Below are 17,078 nucleotides of genomic sequence, written 5' to 3' on the forward strand. Positions count from 1 at the left end.
TCAAACAGCCACAGCCTAACCATGGAAAAGAGCATACAGGGCACGGCTCATCGATGAGCCAAGCCGAGCAGAGAACGTCGGCCATGAATACCCGCATGCAACAGTTTTAACGAATATTGATCACAACGGCGGCTCGTAATCAGGATCCAGCAGGTAAAGGATCTCTGGCACGTGGGGCGACAATATCTTGATCAAGCTTGCCCGCAGACGGGTATCGACGTCCTTGTGCAGGCGAATCTTCCCGATCGCCAACGCCATCACGAACTCCATGGCGGATTCCCCGCGCTCTTGCCCATACCCTGCGGCGACACGCTGAATGATGTCCGCCATCGACAGGCTGTGGGTTTCCTGAGCCCGGTAGTCGAGTTCCGTCGGCAGCGCGGCGCGCAAGAATGCGGCTTGGATGACGCCATCGTCGAAGCGCGAGAACACGTCTGGCGAGAGGAGCACCTGCTGAAGCTCCCCGGACTCCAGCCGCTTGGCGTTCTGCACCTTATCGCTGTACCGGGCGTTCTGCAGAATCCACAGGATGGTGAGGTAGATGTCCGTCGACGTCGCCCCTCTCACATCTTTCTTACCGTCGACAAATGCAAAGCCTCGGCTCAGGGTCATCGGCTCACTGGTGTGGCTGCTCGGCCAGAATGGGTGCAAGCCAAGCCCACCCGTGGCAGCGTTATCAAACACCTCCATGCGCTGAATGATCGCCGGTGAGAAGGTATCTGCAAACGAGTACAAGGAGCCGAGCACTCGTTGCTCTTCGGCCCAGTGATTCGTGCAGGCAAGCTCGGCTGCTGGGATCTCCATGAACGTCTTGAAGACATAACGGCTGTGATCCTTGGCGGGTTGCGTCAGGTTGCTCTGCAAATCCTTCATCAGCACATAGCTGCGCCCGAACAGTGCCCCTGTGATGTAAAGCCGGGTACCCGCTTGCTGAGCGGTGCGCAGGCGGCGGCTTACGCTCTGCAGACGCGATCCACGCTCGGCAGCGGCAACAATGACGATGACAGACCCGTCAAAATTCACATTGGCATCGAAGTCATCGAAGGACACCTTGTTTTCGACCGTGACGCCACACGTAGCCAAGTAAGCAATAGCGCGGTCGGCCAGAGCAGAACTGGCATCATCGTCATCGTGGATGATCCAGCGAGTCGATGCTACGGCCTCTTCAAGCAACACCCTATCGAACCACTCACCGAAGTCATTTGTAGCCACCAACTTAGATTTATCGACATGCACCGTCCGAGGCCTCAGCCCTGACCGGTCATGGGTGTAGCAGCTGAACAGGTTGGCCCCCATGAAGGAGTAGAACTTGGATTGCAGCAGGGCTGGCGCATGATCAGTGCCGATGTTCAGTGCCTTGGTTTCACTGTGCTCGGCGATGAACCGTTCACCATGAATTCGAATCAGACGAATCCCGCCCGCCTCGCCCTCCCCTAGCATCTCAAAGTCCTCGGGCTGCTTCAGCGTATGCAAGACCGAGCAGGAGTCCGATGAGCGCTCAAAGGAGAGAATGGTCGCCACGCGCGTCGGCGGAGCGCTATTCACTTTGACCCATTGCTGCGCGAGGCCACACTGGGTCGACGCAGAGATCAGACACAGGGCGGAAACTGCTTTGGGCAGAGGCCCGTCCTTGATGAGACCTTCGTGCGAGTGGAACGACCGAATGTTCGCAAAGCCCGGCAGCCTGAATCGCATGAGATACATCTGCATGGACATCGCCAGGGGCAGCAAGGCAATAGTGTCCAAGTACAGGGTATCGGGCGCTGCCATGCCATCGTCCGTGGCCTTCTTGATGAAGGGCAGGCATGCAAACGCCAGGTAATACGCGTGCAAGGTCTCGGACAGCAGGTCTTCAGCTCGGATGAAATAGTTCGAGGCCCGAGAGGATGGTTTTGAGTAGAAGAAGCCTGCAGGCGCCTTCTTCAGCACGTTGGAGCGTTCGACAAGGTTTGTCAGGCCGGACTTAACGATGACATTGGAGTTGTCCTTGATGAGAGCTTCCAAACTCTCTTCAGGCCCAGAGATGTGGACATACTCGGTGATGGCGCCATTCACATCGTAGAACGCACAGGCGTAGGTGCGAGGCGAGCCTGGGCCTTTCCGGCTCAGCTCCGCCATCAGCGGTGATGTAGCGTCTGACTGCTGGGTGCGAAATTCGTCCAGAGTGTAACCCGGCATCAGAAACACAACGAGGTCAGGCATGACGTAGCCAGAAAGCTGATGCTGGAGGGCATGCGCTGCTTGCGTATCGGTGAGCAGATCCGGGCCGGTGAAGAAAACCACCGCATGAACCGGCTTGCCGGCCTGACTCAGCTCGACTTCAAAATCCATGAGATCGAACATGTCAGTTCACCGGAATGCAGATCGTAAAGACAGTGCCTTCCACGGCAGCCAGCACCCGGCCACCGTATCGAATCGACGGTTCGAACTCCATAATCTCATCACTTCCATGAAAAGCCTGATGCAGCGAAAGCCGCCCAGTCCGAACACGTACGAACGCCTTGAGCTTATTGAGTGCCTGAACGGCGTTATGCAGCCCCATACCCGAGTTCGGAGACTGCACCTTGGATGTAACGTGCTTTTTGAAGCAATCGAGCGTGGCCTCAAGCTCAGCCTCCAAGCTCAGTTCCTCCAAGGTTTCGACTGGCCGCTCCTCCTTAGCCGTCAGCCATCGCCGGGCCAGTCCAGGGCCGCTGTCGATGACTGAGATTTCCAGAAATTCCAGTACCTCAGCTTTCAGGAAACGCTTCAAAATGAATCGAGCGAGTTCAGGCTCAACGTCTGAGTACTCCAGCGCATCCTGACGACTCATCTTGTTGAGCTTGATCGAGGTACCCCGCAGTGCCTTCTTGTACTTGTTCCCGTCAACATCGGTGACAGCATGCTGGTCAGCATTAGAGATCAGTTCCCAGAGTACGCTGCCCAAAGATGGGAGACCCGACCTGAGCAACGCCCCTTGGTCACTGCGAGCATTCATCAGCTTCGACGACGTCTCCACGAGCGTCGAGAACCACGATCTCGGCTGGACTTTCGGCACGGCATGATCGAAGTAGAACGGCTTGATGAACTCACGCTTTGCGTTGTTCACACAGAACAGGTTGATGGCAGTGGGGCGGGCGCCTCGGAGGTTGGACGTGTTACGCAGATCACCTGCAAACATCGCATCGACGAGGGGCCTGATCGCCATGAGCGCTTCTCGCCGATCGATTAGTTGATGATCCTGGGCGTGCACTTCACTGCACATGATCAAGGCGAAGAACCCGGCAGCGCTCTGAGCCAACTGCGTGATTTGGGCGATTGCGTCATCACCAGCAGGTGAGTACAGGTGAAGGACTGTTTTTTCGTAAGCACGTGCCCAAGTCACGATGAACTGCGCCAAAGCTGCATCAACGCCCAATCCACCGCCGTGGCTCATGCTGATGGGAAGCCGGAGGTTGGGATCCGAACCAAGCGACTGATAAAGATCCTCGATCTCGTAAAGGTTGAGCTTTCGGCTGATTTGCATTCACGCCCCTCACATTCCATCGTTGACTTGGCGATGCTCGGAATTCCGAGCCGCCACTGTCGTGACCGACCTTAGCCACCCCAAGCGCTGTACCAAAACGGTCGGCGCAGGCGGAGCACGCGGCAGACTCTACGCGATGCAACAAATTTAGGCGATGATCTGATAGCTTGCGCGCTCAGCAGCGCGTCAACCCTCACAGCTCCTCAAGTCTGGGCCCGCACCTATCAAGGAAAAGACGAATGACCAGTATCGAGAAGGATTTGGCGGATATCAGAAAGTTGACCAGGATCTCCCTACCGGAAAGTGACCGCTACGTGTATCGCCTGGGGGTGGTGGTATATGCATTCGCGTCCGTTAGCAGCTTCATGGCTGAAGTGATCTGCTACATGAATCCTCAGCAGCCTCGTAGCGACCTGGAAGCGAAAATGGGTGGCCTACTCGCAGATGCCTTCAAGCAAGCGGTGGCGAAGATCGAACACTCGACACCAGAAGCTTTTGCCGCTGGACAGGTTGCCGGTGAGCTGTTCACAACGCTGAACGATGAGCGATCGGACATCATCCATTCCTACCCGATCACCAGCCCGACTGGTATCCAAATCCTGCACCGACGCCAGAACCCAGTTCAGCCCAAAAACAAGGGCAAAAGCAAAGGCGAAGCGATGACTACCGACAAACCACCGAAGTACTTCGAAGTTACCGATGAGTTCCTGGATAACTTCATCACCCGGTTGCACCAAGTGAACGACTGTCTGTACCGCATACGCTCGATCCTGAGACCCGACATCTGAGCCCCTGCCCTATCACATGCTGCACCAGGTGATCAGCGTTGACGCATCAGCTCTCGTACCAATCGCTCGAACTCCTCCACGGTGGAGGCGTTAGCGTACAGAGGCCGGATGCGTATCAGCTTGGTGTTGGCTGCCCGGAAGATGGCGTCCTTCAATTGATCATTGGCTTGCGCTTGGGGATCATCATGGAAGCTGCTATCCAGCTCGATGAAGTACTTCGGCACGTAACCACTGCCCACATCGAATACGACGCTGTCGATGATGCCCCGAAAAAAGTACGACCTGGCTTTTTCCGATAACTGACCCTTGATGGCCTGATAATCCAATACGCAGCTCAAGGCAACATTGGGGTATGGGTGGTAGGTTGGGAAGACTCGCCGCACCGCCTCGTAGAAACTTTCTTCCTGCTTGGATTTAAACAGGCGGATGGTCTTGGGGTTTCCGAGCGTCACTTCCGTTGCGCGGACTGTCATGTTCTCCCGCAGACTTGAAGCAACCGCTTCTGGCTTAGCTTGCATGAAGGACTGAATGATTTCTTTGGCCAACGGACGATGCTGATGCATCTGGGCATAGTTGAGCAGTGCTGAGTGCTTGGTCTCTTGCATCAGCTTCAGCCGCTCATCAACGAAACGATCGACAAATCCTTGGCTGAAACCATGCTGGTTCAGCTCAATGATCAAGTTCGTGGACTCGAACTGCCTTGAGCGCTCGGCAGGTGGAAGTGGTTCGGCGAAGGAGAAGAACTCAGTCTCAAAAAAGCCGGTCATTTGTGTCAGATAGGGATCCTGCACCTTGGCCTTCTTCTTCTGGTAGATGATTTTACCAATCGCCTCCCAGTCCTTCTGCGCCAACAAAGTAAACCAATGCTCTCTGTCATCCATGGCCGCACTCCACGCTTAATGCCGAACGTTGGGCTAGGATAAGGCTGAGGCTGAAGCCGTTGCAACGTCAGGTCAGGTAGAGCACGACTCAGTCAGCCTTTATCAGCGCTCTGACATACTGGGAGGTGTTGCCTTCAAACCAAAGCCAGCATCCACCCTATTCCCGTTCGGGTGCTTTGACGGTCGAGGACTCAAGCTCCATGGCACGACTGCAAAAGTCCATTTCAGCACGCGCCCCTCCATGCTGGAAACTTGCATACAGGATATGAATCAAGCCGGCGCTGCCGACGCATGGCGCCTAGGCAGCATGGTAGCCGCTGCTCAAGATACCGCCGTGCTGTTTGCAAGTACGGCTTTCGTGATCGTTCCAGGTCTGGTCTTCGTGATTTTCATCGAGCGCATGGGCGTCAACCTGGCGCTTAGCCAATGGGTGCAGTCACTGGGGCTTGGACGCGGCGATCAAGTCGTGTTTATCGTTCTTGGACTGGCACCGTTGCTCGAAGCGATGACCGGCTTCGGCGTGTCGTTGATCGCCACGGTGCCCCTGCTGCTCAGTCTCTTCGAACGTCGGATCGCGCTACGAATAGCACTGACCGGCATGGCAATCATGCCCTGGGGAACGCTGGGCCTGGCATCGGTCATTGGTGCTTCGTTGGTTCACCTGGACGCACCCGCGCTGGCATCGACCTCGGCACTGACAAGCGCACCGGTTTTTTTGGCCCTCAGTGCAATCGCGTTATCTCTTGCTAGCGTTCGTGACTCGCGGGAATGGAGGGCGTTGGGCGCTTTCTGGCTGCTGTTTGTGGGCGTGCTTTACGGTGCCAGTCGGTGGCTGGGGCCGGAAGTGGCTGGCGTGGCCGCGGGCCTGGTGACGGCCGCAGCGGTACTCTCTGCGGGGCTGTGGCGCTTGCGCCGCAACGATAGCGAGCGCGGTGCGGTGCAATGGCCGCGGCAGGCATGGCCGTATCTGGTACTGATTGTCTGCATTGTCGCGTTGAAGATGGTGTGGGCGATCACCTCCTGGCAGGATCACTGGGTTGTACAGGGTGCCCAGGTCACCTGGAAGCCACTCGCCTCACCTGGCCTGGCACTGGTTCTGGTGCTGATCGGGCTAGGGTTTCACGCGCGCCACACACAACGCCAGACAGCACTCGACGTCAGCATGCCTGCTGCGCTGGTGGCGCGGGCGAAGCGACCACTGTTGACCATTTTCTTCTTCCTCGCGATGTCGCAAATGATGGTGAAGGCCGGCTTCCTCGCGGGTTTGATGCAAATGCTGGCGGGCCTGTCGCCCGCCGCCGCGACGTCGCTGGTGGCCCTGTTTGGCGCGCTGTCAGGCTACATGACCGGATCGAATGTTGGCGGCAACGCGATCTTCATGCCGGCCATCGCCATGTTGCCCGAATCCTCTCGCCTGTTGCTGGCTGCCGTTCAGAACAGCTCGGCTGGGCATGCAGCGCTGGGCTCGCTGTCGGTTGTCATGCTGATCCTGGGACTTGCCAAGACCCAGGCGAAAGAAGAAGGCGAACTGGTAAGGTTTGGCTTCACGCTGGTCTGTCTCAATACCGCGTTAGTCGCGTTGGGCGCGGCGTTGCTGAGTGGATGGTTTGAATAGCAGGGTATTGGCAGATGGGCGCCCCAATGAGCAACGTGCGACTTAGCGACTGTAATAACCACCATAAATCGGGTTGCGGCCCTTCTTCACTTTTTCATTTTTGAAGCGCAGGAGAAACGATGACAGGTTCGCCAGAAGAGAGTGGTCTATTCCCGGCCAGCCCACAGGGCGATCTAGACGTGGCTGATGGCACGGGTTTCGCCGCCTGGGCTCGCGTCTGGGCGGAGCTTGGCGTCGGATGCGCGTCACGAGAGACGTACGAAGAACTCATTCGACACTACTGCGAGCCGCACCGCGCCTACCACAACCTCCAGCACCTGAAGGAATGCCTTCAAGTGCGCCGATTCGTCAACGCGGCCTGCCAGGTCCCCGCCGAAATCGACCTCGCGCTGTGGTTCCATGACGCGATCTACGACCCCCTTCGCAGCGACAACGAGCTACGCAGTGCGCAATGGTTGGACGACGTGGCACGTGATAACGGCCTGGGCGATGAAACGCGACGCAGGCTTTACGATCTGGTGATGGTGACCCGACACGACGGCGCCCCGGCGTCGGCAGACGAAGCGGTGTTGGTGGACACGGATCTGGTGATCCTTGGAGCGTCGTTCGAACGGTTCGAGGAATACGACCAACAAATTCGAAGCGAGTATCAGTTTGTGCCTCTGCCTGTGTACCGCCAAAAGCGGCGCCAGGTCCTTGAAGGCTTCCTGGCGCGCGGGCGGATCTATACAACCGCAGCGTACTTCGACGCATTCGAGCAGCAGGCACGCGCAAATCTTGCACGCGCCATCGACCGTCTCGACTGAGGACTGGATTCAAGCGGCGAAGGGATAACTTACTCCCCTGACTGTACTCGCTTCATAGCTTCGAGAAGCTGGCCCTCAAAGTACTCGCTCCCATCTCGTTCCTGCTCTTTTATGCGGCGCTTTGCTTCGATAAGCATCTGCATGACAGCGATGTCCTGATTCAAAAAAGTGGCAACCATCAGGTCGTTCAAATTTGCTAAAGGGGTGTCCCAGACCTCCCTGCAACGCTGCATCAGACCTGCAGGTGAATCCCCGCACCACGGACCTAAAAGACTTGAGACTGTAAGATTTGAACTCATGAACCGACCTCTGAAAGAAATCGAAGGGTTGGTCATTTCGCATGATCAGGAGATAGCTAAAAAACGAGATCGGATGACTACTTTTGGCCGATTAGTGCCGATGGATACGGGCAGCAATCGACCCGTTGCGGACAACTCGGGCCTGAGCCCGAATACGTCCGCGCACAGCTTGGCTTCCGCCATTCAGGTCAACCGGTGTTGCGTTTCAGAAAATCCTCGATAAGGGTTGCGAAATAAGGCGGGCACTCCTGCATCGGGTAATGACCGCAGTTGGGGATGACGTGCAGCTCTGCGTTCGGATGCCACGCCAGAAAGGTGCGCGTCATAGCCGCGGAATCAAGTCCGGGATCCTTGTCGCCGACAATAATCAAATACGGTGTTTCGAGGCCTCGAACGTCATCAACGAAATTTGCTGTGACCAGCATGTCGAGGTACTTCGCCCGGCAGTCTGGTGAGACTGTGTCGCGGCTTTGTTGGACCTTGAGATCAACCCACTCATCGGAGAGACCTCCGGTCACGAATTTGAACAGGCGCCGAAGGGCCTCGTCGTCTTCTATCGTGCTGGCAAAGAACGCCAGAGCCTCTGGACTCAACCGATTGCCAGCGGCAGAAACGGGACACACCGCTATCGCGCTCGCGATGCGAGACGGGGCGTCCGCCGCGATACGTTGCGTGATCATCCCGGTCATCGAGTGGCCGACCACGTGAAAGCGCGTCCAACCGAGCTGGTCGACGAGCATGAGGCAATCGGAGGAAATCTCCTCTACTGTAAATTCGCCAGCCAATTCAATGGATTGCCCGTAGCCACGCACGTCAACGAAAACATAGGTAAACGCGTGACCGTCAAGACAGGGCATGACGGCGTCGTAGCTGGAGTGGTCGCCCAGCCAGTCATGCATGACCAGCACGTGAGTGGGGCCATTGCCGTACCGCACATACCCTAAGGTGGTGTCAGATCCGAAGCTGATTTCAACGGGGGCTTTCATTTCATGGTTCCTTTGTGGCTGGGGGAACCAAAACGAAAACGCCCTCCCGGCGAACCGGGAGGGCGTTTTGAAAGAGAGGCAACCCTATCAATCTCTTGAATCAGGGTCAACAGGCGAGGGCGCCGACGGGCGTATGGCCGAAAGCGGTCAGTCATGACCAGCTTAAAAGCGGAATTCATCCACCCAATCAGTCTTCAAATCAACCGATCCACAACCCTCGCATTCCACAATTCCCGATACCGCTCCCGCCACCCCGGACTGCCCTTATCCAACCACTCCAACGTCGCCTCAATACTCTCAGGGCTAATGATGAAGTGATTGATATGCTCCTCGATCCGCTCTTGCGATAAATGCAGCGAATCCAGATAGCCATTGAAAGAATCCGCCAGCACCACGTACTCATCGCCCTGCTGACGGCGACCGGTCCAGGCAGGCAAGCCCGCCACCATCGCCGCCACATCCTGGCGCCCTTCCCGCAAATCCAGCAGCAAGATACTCGCGCCGCCGTCGCGACCGATCGGCAGCAATCCCGTTGCGGGGAAGCCGGGCTGGGCCCGCAGTTGCTCCAGTTCAAAGGGGTTGGATTCATACTCTTTGTCCGGGTCCAGCCCGTACAGCGAAAAACTAAGCAGTTCCTCATCGCCATTGGCGAGCGTTGCAAGCACATCGTATTCCACGTAGGCGCCGTTGCAGGTTTTGAGGAACTGGCGATAGTCGCCCGGCAAGCGAGCCCCCAGGCTGGCTTCCAGTTGCGCGATGGCACCGTCGGTGGCGCCTTCACGGGTGTCTTCGAGGATGAGTCCGCGGTAGTCAGTCATTGATATCTCGAAAAGGTATTGGGTCCTGAAGGTCTTGAAACACGCCGCGCCGCACAATCAGTCCGACACGTTGATAACAAGTGCTCCGCTCACTCGTTGGCCAGATGTCTCTCGATCAGCCTCGCCGCCTCATGTGCGTGAGTAAAGCCCAGGCTATGATCGGCGCCAGGGAAAACGTGCAGTTCAGCGCGGGGCAACAGTTGGGCAAGGTACTGGCCGACGCGAACGGGGCTGATCGGATCAGCGTCGCCCCAGAGCAGCAGGACCGGCATGCGCAGCTCGACCAAGCGGGACGTGAGGTCGGTGCGGTCGTCGAGAAACCAACTCGGCAGTGTCGAGTTGGCCGCCGCAAAATCCGGGCGCCAGTCCTGTGCGCCCAGCGCCGACATGTCCACCCCGCCCGAGGTGACAGTCAGCACCAGGTGGGTGATCAGTTCAGGGCGTTCAAGTGCTGCGAGCACAGCGACGATACCGCCCATGGATTGCGCCACCAGCGCTGTGGGTCGGTCGATCTCGGCCAGCACACGCGCCACCAAGTCACTCATGCCGGCCACGCCTGGGACAGGCGGTGTGTCTCCAAAGCCGGGCCAGCCGATGTGTACTTGCTGCGCCGGGTGGGCCAAGCGTTCAGCGACCGGATGCCAGAACTGGGTGTTGCCCGAGGCGCCGGGCAGGAAGATGAGTTTGGCGGGGGATGCGGTCACGGGTTCGTCCTTGAGGGTGGATTTGAAAGGGTCAGCAGGAGGCCGCCAGGTTCGATGACCGGCTCCAGCATCACACCACACTCGCCCGATGCAGGCTGCTCATATGCCCAACGCCCGCCGCCTGCAAACGGCTCACCAGATCCTCCCGCGCCGCTCGCCCTCCCGAACGCACGTACTCCAGCTCCGCCGCCGTAATCAATACCACCGGTACCAATCTGACCGGGGACAAAGGCATGTCATCCAGTTGGGTCGGAAAATCCGGTTCCGGCGCGCCGAGCAGAACGCCAGTGGAGTCGTCATCGGTCACGAAGAGTTTGGGCAGTTGATCGCTCATGTGGTGCGATTGGCTGAGCCCGGGCAGTTCAAGGGATAGCGCCCCGTGCTGGTCAAGTTGGTGAGTGATACCGCCAGCGTCGGCCACGGTTTTGGCGACGTGCTCCAGCAGCTCGAAGGCCCAGCTGCCTTTGAAAGGATCGACCTCCCCCATGGGGCCATAGGCGTGCTCGGGGATATCCGCGGTTTCGACGAACAATTCCATCTCGAAGCCGTTGCCCATGCCTTCCGTATCATCGAATGGGTCGGACAGGCCTTCAGTGGCGAGAATGATCGTGTTGCCACGGCGAACCACACGGTAGGCCTGGCGGGTCGAAGGCCAGTACGGGCCGCCGGAAAAGGTCGGGCTGATCAGGTAGGCAAGGACATCCCGCTCGACCGTGCCGACAGCGCTCCAATGACGATCCAGGCACGCAGCGCCAGCTTCCCGGACGGCCAGATTGGCGGTTTCAGCCTCGGTCAGGTCGCCAAGCTCGTGGGGTTGCGGCGCAGGCTGGTCGTCTTGGGTTTCAGGGGCTTTCGATGAACCGAAGAGCTTCTTGAAGAAATTCATGGGCGTTCCTTGCTGGTTTTTTGCTGAGCCTCGCCCGTGTCAGCACTCGCTGATCCGATGGCCGGCGTTGGGCGCATTGTGGCGTGTTGGCGTTGATATGAAAACGCGGGCAGGCACTTGCGAGCAGTTTCGACGAAAGGCGTGACAATCAGGCTATACACCGTCAGGTAACGCTGGTGGTCCTGTTCTCCGGTGCCGAAACGCAAGTGCTCAGGCTGCGTGCTGGTGACATAGAGCGTGCCGAACATCCAGTCCCACAGCGACAGGTTGACGCCGAAATTGCGGTTGAAATGACGCGGTGCATCGCTGTGGTGGATCTGGTGCTGGGCCGGACTGTTCAGCACATGTTCCAGCAGCGGGCCAAAGGACAGCCAGACATGGGTGTGACGCAAGTTGGCCGCCAGGCTATTGAAGATGAACACCAGGTACGTCACGCCGAACAACGTGTAGCGGCTGATCTCACCACCACAGGCGTACCAGAAGCCACCCGCGAAGAGGCCCAGGCAGGCAGTAACGCCGAGCTTCTCGACGATCTTCTCCACAAAATGCACCCGACTGGCCGTAGCCGGCACCAGCACGGGCGCCGAGTGATGCACCTTGTGAAACGCCCAGAGCCAGCGCGAATGAAACGCCCGGTGCGCCCAGTAGTGGACGAAATCCTTCACCAGGAACACCCCTAGCCCGTAGAGCAAGGCGAGCGAAAGACTCTCCCCCAGACGCGGACGCGCGCCCCAGAGGTTGCTGAAAAAAGCCAGGTAATCCCCGGAGCGCAGGATGTACGGATCGACCAGATGAACAATGGGCAACACCAAGGCAATCTTGAGAATGGCCCGGACGAAGTAGTAGCGATAGTCCAGCAGTGCCGAGCGATGCAGGTACACCCCACGACCACCGATGAATTGCCAGAACGAACGAGCGTCAGTCAGGCCGCGGTGTTTTCTGAAACGGAACAGGCCATAGGCGACACCGTAGGAGGCGCAGAGAAACAGGATGCCGAGGCGGCCGTTCAGGTTGAAAATGCCGAGGAACTGCTGGGTGACGGGTGCGATTACCCATGCGCTCAGGTGTTGATAGACAAGGGAAAACGCATCCACGAAAGGCCGGTCTCTGTTGAAGGAACGGCATTGTAAATCAGTCGCGTTGGGCTGGGCTTGGGTTTCTGCTTGGTTTCAGGGATCAGGTTCGGATGCGGCTGAGTGAGGCCTCACTGCGTCAACCCCTTGCTTTAATGCCCGCAGAAAATAATGAGGCAAGCGACCAACCCATAAAAGCTCGACTATACCTTTGATTTGGGATCAGCCACGCACAACCAACAAAGGACTGAGCAATGTTTAGACATACCTACACGTGTAAAATTTGTCACACCAACGTCATCATTGACCATACAAGTGCAATGAACCCTTTGACAGGAAGGTTGGTCACCCATAGAGATATTAAACTCGGTGAACCCGAGCCGGGTATGGCTAAGATATCGGCTATTCGGCAAGGGAAGAACGAACATTGTTACGGCAGCCTGATCCATAAAAATATGGAGCCCTTGAGTCCTGCTGCCCCCGCCCAGCATCGCGTACCTACGCCTCAATCAATATGCTTGGAATTTTGCGGTGGGGAACAGTATCCTGCGACAAACACCATTAGTGCAGCTGTGGATATTACTGCTCCGGGAGTGAGAAAGAAAAAAGGGATAAACGCTCATGGCAAAACCTTAGACAGGCTTCATGACACTTTACAGAGGCTTCTTGGAAACAGTGATCGACTTGAAGGCTGGAGCATAACCAACTGCGCCGAAGTAGATGCCGTTGACAAATTATTAAGAGACGGGGTTCTACCTATAAACATCAGAGTATCTACTTGTGATAAGGGAGGAAACATAAAACCTCCCTGTGAGAATTGCCAAAGCTGGCTAACAATGGAAAACCCAGGCGTTTATAAGATTCGATAACGATAGAAAGCAGCCGTCTGTTTATCATGATGTGGCCGCAGACACCCCATCCGAGATTGTCCCCAAAAATGTCGTCTCCACCGGCCCGATAAGAAAGACCGAACCTACACCATCCCATTGCACCGTCACGCTTCCGCCATCACATTCAACCTCAACGCGCGGGTCCAACAAACCACGACGAATCCCATTAACAACCGCACCACACGAACAAGATCCCGAACCCAGCGCAATCCCTGCACCGCGCTCCCAGATGCGCAACCGAATATGCGTGCGATCAATGATCTGGACAAAATGAACGTTGGTCTTGAGCGGAAATAGCGCGCTGGTTTCGATGGCCGGCCCTATCGTCGCGATATTAACGCTAGCCAGATCATCGACAAAATAGGTGCAGTGCGGATTTCCCATGCTGCAGGCGGCTGGACTGCCGGCCAGTGGCAAGATAGCGGTGTCCAGTTCTTGCGCCAGGGGAACATCTGACCAGCCAAAAAGCGGCACACCCATATCGACGGAAATGTCGCCGGTCGGAGTACGTTCGCACGTGAGCAGACCTCGGTTAGTGCGCAGCACTACCGAAGTCACATTTGCTTCGCGCATCAGCATATCCGCCGCCCCCCGCGTCGCACTGCCACAAACGTCCAGCGCGGAGCCATCCGCGTTCCAGAACATCACGCGCGCATCGGCATCGTCGCAATCGAGCAACACCGCGAGTTGGTTGAAGCCCACGCCCAAGTTCCGATCCCCCATTCGCTGGGCCATGGCACTCGTCACCGGGTTGGCCGAATTTCGCGAATCGACAATAACGAAGTCATCGCCATTGGCATGCATCTTTTGAAAGTTCAGCGGCATGCAAACGCCCTGCTGGAGATGGAAATGGAATTACCGTCAGGGTCTTTGGCGTTGGAAAAAGAATAACCGTCCGCCCTGTGCGTAGCGCCAAACCTCAGACCTTGGGCCAGGCACTTGGCCTTGAAACCCTCGACATCCTGGAGATCAAAGACAAGCTTCACGGTGACTTGCCCTGTCTTAACGGCCTTCCCTGCCGGGTGAACCATCAGGATCGCGCCACCGTTTGCCGGGCTCAATTCGGTGACGCGGTCATCGACTTTTCTTTCACTGGTAAAACTGAAATGACGCTCATAAAAATCGCAGGTCGCTTGAACGTCCCGGACATACAGCATGATTCGATTGAGTGACGGTTGCATGTGTTCTTCCTTGATCATTATTGGCGATGAAATTCATGATGGCCAAGCTTGATTCCGTTCAATGTGCTCCGAATTTGGCCTTCCTCTCAAACCACGCCTCGCGCGTCATCTCCCAAACCTCCTTGAGCAAAACCCCACAGACAAAATCCCCTTCCTGCGTCCCGATCAGACGCATGCCTTCGCGCTCCGAAATCCTGCGCGAAGCCTGGTTGCCCACCGCCTTGGGCACTTGCATGACAGGGCGCCCCAGCGCTTCAAACCAATAGGCATTGATCACTTCACAAGCCTCGCGCATGTAGCCCTTTCCCTGCCATTGCGGCGCCAGCCAGAAACCTCGGTGGTTGCCAGGCTGATCGTAGAGGCTGATGCTGCCGATGCCCTGTGTCGGTTCTTCAGCAATGCGGATCATCCAGTGCCACTCGCGTCCGGCTGCAATAGCCGGGAGTGCATGGTCACGCACGTACGTCAGCGCGCCGTCATCCGGGTAAGGCCAGGGCACGCGGCTGTCCAGGTAACGGACCACTTCCCAATGGGGAAATAGCTGTTGAATCGCCGGTGCATCCGTCAGCTCAAGGGGTGTGAGGATGAGGCGGCGGGTTTGGAACGTGGGGCTGGGGCTCATGATGAAACTCCTTTTTCAACGTTATGGCGTCCTTGGAAAATCCTCCACGCTAGAAGTTATCCGTCACCCTGCACAGTTTGCTGTCCTTCAAGAATGAACGGGGAAGTTGCGTCGTTGCCGCGGGCAGTTGCTTGAGCCTCACCCCACACTCATAACGCCCCGCAGCGTCCAGTTGGTAATCCTCCCCTGCCTTAGGGACAAAACTGAACATGTTGTAGCATTGAGCACCGATGTAATGAAACGCGATGGGCTGCCCGGCAGGCACCAGCAACTCAGTCATCACCGTGGAGGATGAGTGTTTGTCGTCATCTGGCATGCCCAGGCTTTCGCCGTTGCGATTGGCGTAGCCATCGCGGAACGCCACCATGACGCCGGCACCCGGCAGGCGGAAGTCCACGCAATCGGACTTGGGTACAGCCCTGACCATGCCATCGCTGATCACCCGCAAGCGCGCGGTCTCGCCACCGTCAGGCGTTGAGTAAGGGGTGGAGAAAGAGCGGACATCCGACAGCGCTCCGCAGCCGGTGAGCAGGGTCAGTAAAGTGAAGTTCCAGGCATGTCGCAGGACGCGGGACGTCGTGCGCGGGTTAATGTCAGTTTGGGCGTTGAGGGGGCGTGGCGATTGGCTCACGATGATGCTCCATGCGGGTCAGATATCCAGGGCCAACGACGGTCGAGAGGAACGCGATGCCAGCGCGAGATTTTATAGAGGGTTCGGGGATTGACTGCAATGGCCGATGTATCGGGGCGCGTGTCATCCTGAACTTCCGTGAATCGACAACCAACCCTGCCCCTTGATCAGCAGATGATTGCCCTACCCCTTATCCGGTTCTTTGGCTGTTTTTCTGCGGCCGTTCGAAGTTACTACTTTGTATTCATTCGATATGAGCCGTCACCTTTGCTGAGGCCGCGGTCAAGAAAGCACTCGGCTCCATCGCAAACCGCTCCGCCAGCGCATACGCCATCTTGTGGCTGATAGGCCTATCGCCGTTGAGCACTTTGGACACCGCCGTTTTATCACCGATTTCAGGGAGGTCTGAACCGATGAGCCCGAGCGTCTCCATCAGATCCTTGATCAATTGCACAGGCGTGCAGGTCGCCTCAAAAGCGGCATGGGACTCGCGAAACTGTTCGCAGTTGCGCTGGTAGGCCAGGATTTCGTCCTCGAGCTCAACGAGAATTTCCTCCTCGGTCTTGCTCAGTTCGCGCCCGTCGGTGAGCGCATCGAGCTGGTCGGTCGCACGCTCATATGTCGGCAGGGGTCTTGATGCCATGCACAAACTCACGGCGCAGGCGATCCAGTAACGCATGTAGCTCGCCAAGCGTTGCGATCCCGGTTTGAAAGTCGTTCCGGGCTGCGCTCATCGTCTTACCCCTTTGTGTCTTGCATACTAGCCCGGTGCTTGGCCGAATCGTAAACGTTGCCACGCTCCCGTTTGCCAATCGCTACCACCAGGATGACAATCCGCTCATCCTCAACGCGGTACACCAGTCGATACCCAGCCCCGCGCAATTTGATCTTGTAGCAATCCTTCATTCCATGAAGCGCGTCGCCGGGCACTCGAGGGTTGCCCTACCGGGTCTGGAGTTTCTTCAGAAGCTGCAGACGGATAGCACCATCAACTTTTCTAAGCTCCTTGAGTGCCTTCGGATCCCATTCGACATCGTAATCAACGCCCATTGACGATATCAGCCTCAGCCTCGCCAATAAGCTCGTCAAAAGACACCCGGACAGGTGTTTCGTTGGCCTCGATGCGTGCCTTGACCACTTGCGCCAATTCCAGTTCTTCCAAGCGATCAACCATCGCCTCGTAGACACTAGCCGGGACCATGTAGCCCATGACCCGGTTATGGTTCAACACCGCCACCGGCGCGCCGTTGGCGCCGTTAAGGACGGATGATGGGTTTTTTTTGAGTTCGGATACGCTGACGGCCACATCAGCCAAAACGATTTGCATGGAGGCGGCTCCCGCTTAAATAGGTCGTTATTTTGGTCTTTATTGACTGATCGAGCAAACACAGCC

18 protein-coding genes and 2 pseudogenes are annotated in these 17,078 nt (G+C 57.1%); 4 read left to right on the forward strand and 16 right to left on the reverse strand.

All coding sequences use genetic code 11. From position 1 onward, the window contains the following. Positions 1–120: 120 nt before the first annotated feature. Both HU749_RS20945 and HU749_RS20950 read right to left on the reverse strand, forming a co-directional pair. The gene (locus HU749_RS20945) at positions 121–2,343 is read right to left on the reverse strand and encodes a hypothetical protein (RefSeq protein WP_186651326.1); all 2,223 of its coding nucleotides are present in this window, start codon (positions 2,341–2,343) and stop codon (positions 121–123) included. Position 2,344: 1 nt separating this feature from the next. Beyond that, positions 2,345–3,505, reverse strand: coding sequence for an ATP-binding protein (locus HU749_RS20950; protein ID WP_186651324.1), 1,161 nt, complete (start codon positions 3,503–3,505; stop codon positions 2,345–2,347). A 239-nt stretch (positions 3,506–3,744) separates the two neighbouring features. Between HU749_RS20950 and HU749_RS20955 the strand changes: the two genes are divergently transcribed. Next, entirely contained in the window at positions 3,745–4,293 is a 549-nt protein-coding gene (locus tag HU749_RS20955) for a hypothetical protein (RefSeq protein WP_186651322.1), read from the forward strand. Between the two features lie 32 nt (positions 4,294–4,325). On the opposite strand, the gene HU749_RS20960 is transcribed toward HU749_RS20955, so the two are convergent. Continuing rightward, positions 4,326–5,174 (reverse strand): DUF2726 domain-containing protein, encoded by an 849-nt coding sequence (locus HU749_RS20960; protein ID WP_186651320.1) that lies wholly within the window; start codon positions 5,172–5,174, stop codon positions 4,326–4,328. Positions 5,175–5,415: 241 nt separating this feature from the next. On the opposite strand from HU749_RS20960, the gene HU749_RS20965 reads away from it, so the two are divergent. Together HU749_RS20965 and HU749_RS20970 are read left to right on the forward strand one after the other, a co-directional pair. After that, positions 5,416–6,789, forward strand: a complete 1,374-nt coding sequence (locus HU749_RS20965) for an L-lactate permease (RefSeq protein ID WP_225919109.1) — start codon at positions 5,416–5,418, stop codon at positions 6,787–6,789. 119 nt (positions 6,790–6,908) lie between these two features. Then, on the forward strand, positions 6,909–7,595 hold the full coding sequence (locus HU749_RS20970; RefSeq protein ID WP_186651318.1) for an HD domain-containing protein: 687 nt from the start codon (positions 6,909–6,911) through the stop codon (positions 7,593–7,595). Between the two features lie 29 nt (positions 7,596–7,624). On the opposite strand, the gene HU749_RS20975 is transcribed toward HU749_RS20970, so the two are convergent. From HU749_RS20975 to HU749_RS21000, 6 genes are all read right to left on the reverse strand, one after another. Beyond that, positions 7,625–7,894: a hypothetical protein gene (locus HU749_RS20975; RefSeq protein WP_186651316.1), complete on the reverse strand. Its 270-nt coding sequence runs from the start codon at positions 7,892–7,894 to the stop codon at positions 7,625–7,627. A gap of 188 nt (positions 7,895–8,082) precedes the next feature. After that, a complete protein-coding gene (locus HU749_RS20980; RefSeq protein WP_079304971.1) occupies positions 8,083–8,880 on the reverse strand; it encodes an alpha/beta fold hydrolase in 798 nt (265 codons plus the stop codon). Positions 8,881–9,074: 194 nt separating this feature from the next. Further along, complete coding sequence (locus tag HU749_RS20985; protein ID WP_079304969.1) at positions 9,075–9,698, reverse strand: SMI1/KNR4 family protein; 624 nt, start codon at positions 9,696–9,698, stop codon at positions 9,075–9,077. Between the two features lie 89 nt (positions 9,699–9,787). After that, on the reverse strand, positions 9,788–10,402 hold the full coding sequence (locus HU749_RS20990; protein ID WP_186651314.1) for an alpha/beta fold hydrolase: 615 nt from the start codon (positions 10,400–10,402) through the stop codon (positions 9,788–9,790). A 70-nt stretch (positions 10,403–10,472) separates the two neighbouring features. Next, positions 10,473–11,288: a suppressor of fused domain protein gene (locus tag HU749_RS20995; RefSeq protein ID WP_186651312.1), complete on the reverse strand. Its 816-nt coding sequence runs from the start codon at positions 11,286–11,288 to the stop codon at positions 10,473–10,475. Next, a complete protein-coding gene (locus tag HU749_RS21000) occupies positions 11,285–12,382 on the reverse strand; it encodes a sterol desaturase family protein (RefSeq protein ID WP_186651310.1) in 1,098 nt (365 codons plus the stop codon). The genes HU749_RS20995 and HU749_RS21000 overlap by 4 nt, the downstream gene beginning before the upstream one ends. Positions 12,383–12,615: 233 nt before the next feature. Here HU749_RS21000 and HU749_RS21005 point away from each other — a divergent pair, with 233 nt between their 5' ends. Beyond that, the gene (locus HU749_RS21005; RefSeq protein WP_139381151.1) at positions 12,616–13,230 is read left to right on the forward strand and encodes a hypothetical protein; all 615 of its coding nucleotides are present in this window, start codon (positions 12,616–12,618) and stop codon (positions 13,228–13,230) included. A 24-nt stretch (positions 13,231–13,254) separates the two neighbouring features. Here the strand turns inward: HU749_RS21005 and dapF are convergent, their stop codons facing one another. From dapF to HU749_RS21040, 7 genes and pseudogenes are all read right to left on the reverse strand, one after another. Continuing rightward, positions 13,255–14,076: a diaminopimelate epimerase gene (dapF, locus tag HU749_RS21010; RefSeq protein ID WP_186651308.1), complete on the reverse strand. Its 822-nt coding sequence runs from the start codon at positions 14,074–14,076 to the stop codon at positions 13,255–13,257. Next, positions 14,067–14,432 (reverse strand): VOC family protein, encoded by a 366-nt coding sequence (locus HU749_RS21015; protein WP_186651306.1) that lies wholly within the window; start codon positions 14,430–14,432, stop codon positions 14,067–14,069. Before HU749_RS21015 ends, dapF begins: the two co-directional genes overlap by 10 nt. Before the next feature lie 58 nt (positions 14,433–14,490). Next, positions 14,491–15,054: a GNAT family N-acetyltransferase gene (locus tag HU749_RS21020; protein ID WP_186651304.1), complete on the reverse strand. Its 564-nt coding sequence runs from the start codon at positions 15,052–15,054 to the stop codon at positions 14,491–14,493. 49 nt (positions 15,055–15,103) lie between these two features. Next, on the reverse strand, positions 15,104–15,685 hold the full coding sequence (locus HU749_RS21025; protein WP_186651302.1) for a hypothetical protein: 582 nt from the start codon (positions 15,683–15,685) through the stop codon (positions 15,104–15,106). 183 nt (positions 15,686–15,868) lie between these two features. Further along, positions 15,869–16,419: pseudogene (locus tag HU749_RS21030) on the reverse strand (helix-turn-helix domain-containing protein). 4 nt (positions 16,420–16,423) lie between these two features. Beyond that, a pseudogene (locus tag HU749_RS21035) lies at positions 16,424–16,735 on the reverse strand (type II toxin-antitoxin system RelE family toxin). Continuing rightward, positions 16,725–17,012 carry a type II toxin-antitoxin system Phd/YefM family antitoxin gene (locus HU749_RS21040; RefSeq protein ID WP_053189602.1) on the reverse strand — a complete coding sequence of 96 codons (288 nt, stop codon included), beginning with the start codon at positions 17,010–17,012 and terminating at the stop codon, positions 16,725–16,727. The pseudogene HU749_RS21035 and the gene HU749_RS21040 overlap by 11 nt, the downstream one beginning before the upstream one ends. Positions 17,013–17,078: the final 66 nt, after the last annotated feature.

Origin of the sequence: Pseudomonas ogarae, assembly GCF_014268695.2 — a bacterium.
In the GTDB taxonomy this organism is placed as follows: Bacteria; Pseudomonadota; Gammaproteobacteria; order Pseudomonadales; family Pseudomonadaceae; genus Aquipseudomonas; species Aquipseudomonas kilonensis.